Source organism: Microcoleus sp. T3_A4, from assembly GCF_036700465.1.
Classification (GTDB): domain Bacteria; phylum Cyanobacteriota; class Cyanobacteriia; order Cyanobacteriales; family Microcoleaceae; genus Microcoleus.
This window is the reverse complement of sequence record NZ_JAUBOY010000115.1, coordinates 1-3465: the sequence shown is the minus strand read 5'-3', so window position 1 is coordinate 3465 and position 3465 is coordinate 1. Positions and strand designations below refer to the sequence as shown.

Genomic DNA, 3465 nt, shown 5'->3' with positions numbered 1-3465 from the left:
CCTGGAGCAATTTTTCTTTGACACATCTTCTCAAATCCCCTTGACAACTGCCATACAGGCTTAACTTGTTACCAATGACCATCGCGTGCTGTCAAAAAAATGCTATTATGTGTGGTATGGCTTTCGCGTGGCTTTACTGAACCATGTAATTATAGTTCATTTGAGCTGATCTTCTCTGTTTGACCCTCAGGAGTGAGTGTCAGTAACATGATACCTCATCTTTCTGAGAAAGGCTATACCTCACGTCAAGAACTTTCTGGATTATCTAGAACGACATCGATGTAGAATTCCTGATTATCAGGCGATGCAGTCTCAAAAGATCACAATTGGTTCGCTTTGCTGTCGAGGCGACAATTAAACAGATTGGACGGAGAATCAAAATATCCGGGGCCGGGTGGAATCGTGACAATCTGGCTCAAGTTCTGAAACATCGTTGTGCTTATTTAAATCTCGCTTTGGTCTGAATAGTATTTATACTCATTACATATTTGAGATGCTCCCGATGTCTCTTTTTATGCAAGCTTTGCTTTTTGATCTCCGTAATTTCCGATTGTGACAGTTGAGGGTGCGGAATGTGGGTTCAAATAAACATTGCCAACACTTGACAATCCGCTACAAAGGCTTAAAAGTTTCTGCACTATGATCTCCGATTTTCGAGGCTAAGACTCCTGGTTGCTTGTGATTAACTGCTGTCCAAATCCAAAGTTTATTACCCTTGTTGCCCGTGAAGGTCTGGAGTTCATCAAGGTCTGTAATTTCGCTGGGGGGGGTAACAACCAGCCTGAAACCCATACCTTTGTAAGGATTGAGCCAATCCGCTGCTCACAAAAGATAGGCAGTATAATTGTTACACGCTTGCCTATCTCAAAAATAATGATACCAACATTCTACCTCATTCATTTAAAAAAACAACTAAGTTCAGCTCAATTTAAACTGATTGGAATATTGCTACCCTTGATACAATCAGAAAAACAAGTGAGATTAGAACGGCTCTCCCGGGTATTTCCCTATCCAATTACAACAGAAAGTCGGCGTAGAAAACTACAAAGATTTCTCGATTTACCGAACTTAACTATCTCACTAATTTGGTTCCCATTAATTACTTGTTGGTTGATTACTTATTGCCGTGTTGGTCAAACTTTATCAATTGCAATCGACCGCAGTCAATGGGGGCGCATTAATCTCTTTATGGTTAGCCTGATCTGGGAACGAAGAGCAATTCCATTATACTGGTCACTGTTGCCAAAATTGGGAAACAGTAGCTTCGAGTCACATCCTACCAACTTACAGCAAGTTTTACCATTATTTTCAGAATATAAAGTTATCGTTTTAGGAGACCGTGAATTTTGTTATGTCGATTTGGGAAACTGGCTGAGGGAAAAGGGTGTATCTTTTTGTTTAAGACTAAAAAAGAATCATCTTAATCGCAACGGAACATTTAGTTTGGCAACGGTTAGATGAATTAGGAATAATACTCTTAAACCTCTTGATATTTTCAAGGTAAATGATTCAGAAAAACTCAGCCTGCTATAGCAATCCTAAATCATTATCATGAGTACGGTACAATTATATGCAATACTTGATTATGACAAAAAAATGAATAACTTACAACTGCCACCCATAGATATGGAAAAAGAAATACCCCAATTAGAATCTTTCATTAAAAGCGATATCGATGCAAGAGAACTAAAACGAGCAATAGCTGTCATGATGGCGCTTGAAGGTAAGCTGTATCATGAAATTAGCAAAATATTAGGTGTAAGTAAATTCTTTGTGGGTTATTGGAAAAAGATTTTTAAAACCCAAGGCATCGAAGGAATAAAACTACGATATAAAGGCTCACAAGGGTATTTAACAGAGCGACAAACGGATGTAGTAGTCGAGTGGTTAAAGAATAAAGAATATTGGAACTTAGAGGAATTAGTGACTTATGTAGAACAAGAGTTTGGTGTGAGCTATAAATCAAAACAGAGTTATTATGAACTTTTTGCTGCTGCTAATATTAGTTGGAAAAAGACTCAAAAAATTAATCCCAAATCCGATGAAGAACTGGTAAAAAAAAAAGAGGGAAGAAATTAACGATATTTTATTTAAAAACAAGGCTGGTATAGAATCGGGGGAAATAATAGTATTGTTTTTAGATGAATGTCATCTACTTCATGGTGATCTGACTGGTTATGTTTGGGGTCAATCCCAAATCAGAATTGAAGTCCCAATTACCAATAAAAAAGATAGACAAACTTATTTTGGCGCACTCAATTATCAAAGCAAAGAATTCCATATTCAGAGCCATCCATCTGGTGATGGAAAGTCAACAGTTAAGTTCATAAAATACTTACAAAATAAATATAAAAATCGCAAACTTATCTTGATTTGGGATGGAGCTAGTTATCATAAATATGGAGAATTCAGAGAATTTTTATTAGAACTAAATGGTGACAAAGAACCTGAGAATTGGTCAATTACTTGTATTTTATTTGCTCCCAATGCTCCCCAACAGAATCCAGTGGAAGATATTTGGTTACAAGCTAAAAACTTTTTAAGAAAGTATTGGTATTTATGTAGGTCTTTTAAGATTGTCAAATTTTTGGAGAGAGTTTTTTACTAAGGAACATAAATTTGATTTCCCCAAAATACGTCAATATACTTACAAACAGAAAATTATTTAGGATTGTTTATAAATATAGAAAATCCTTTAGGATTGCTATACTGGATTTGATGTTACTTGTAAGTGGAAAAGAAACTACGGGGGATGGAAGGTTGATGAAGCGTGGTTTATTCTCACGAATTTAGGGTCATGGCCGGCAGCTATCGATGCTTACAAGCAACGGATGGGCATTGAAGAAATGTTTCGAGATTGTAAAACAGGAGGCTACGATCTTGAAGGAACTAGCTTAAAAGGAGACCGACTTATCAACATGATTTTACTCATGACACTCGCCTACAGTTCGGGAATATTTCAAGGCACTGAAATGAGAAAAAAGCAGGTAGCAAAATATGTATGCCGGCGTCAAGAACCTAAAAAAAGATATCGAAGACGCAGTACATTTGGTGTTGGTTTAGATGGAGAAAAGTGGGTCAATTATCTCGAACAATATTCTGACGAGGTAGAACAGTTAATGAAGTTAACTCCAAACAAACGGCGCTTTTATCAACAAGGTATGCGGGCCGCAACCCTTATACAGTCTATCTCATAGACCTCTTTGTCACCCCCCCAGGTAATTTCGGGGATTTCCTCGAACTGTGGCGCATCACGGATTTGGTAACCAGCTTCCCTTATCCAGTGGATGATCGTAGTGTAGTGGATTCCGGTGACTCGCAAGGGTGCCCTGCAGCCCCATACCATTGAGGTACATGTTCAGGCACAGTTGCTTAACCCTCTTTTGTGACTTTCGGGAAAAAATAATCAGGAACGCTTAGAGCATAAGACTTTTACCAAAAATCCTGATTTCAGCTATTCTTTTA

At 37.7% G+C, this 3465-nt stretch carries 4 protein-coding genes and 1 pseudogene; all 5 read left to right on the top strand.

Features of this window, described 5'->3' with window-relative positions:
- Window positions 1-250: 250 nt before the first annotated feature.
- Window positions 251-464 (top strand): annotated as a pseudogene (locus QUA07_RS29680) (ISKra4 family transposase); the annotation flags it as partial.
- Between the two features lie 214 nt (window positions 465-678).
- Entirely contained in the window at window positions 679-1461 is a 783-nt protein-coding gene (locus QUA07_RS29670) for a hypothetical protein (RefSeq protein ID WP_445305924.1), read from the top strand.
- A gap of 90 nt (window positions 1462-1551) precedes the next feature.
- On the top strand, window positions 1552-2079 hold the full coding sequence (locus QUA07_RS29665) for a winged helix-turn-helix domain-containing protein (RefSeq protein WP_333332786.1): 528 nt from the start codon (window positions 1552-1554) through the stop codon (window positions 2077-2079).
- Window positions 2080-2131: 52 nt separating this feature from the next.
- Window positions 2132-2608, top strand: coding sequence for a transposase (locus QUA07_RS29660; RefSeq protein ID WP_333332783.1), 477 nt, complete (start codon window positions 2132-2134; stop codon window positions 2606-2608).
- 223 nt (window positions 2609-2831) lie between these two features.
- Entirely contained in the window at window positions 2832-3197 is a 366-nt protein-coding gene (locus QUA07_RS29655) for a hypothetical protein (RefSeq protein WP_333332780.1), read from the top strand.
- Window positions 3198-3465: the final 268 nt, after the last annotated feature.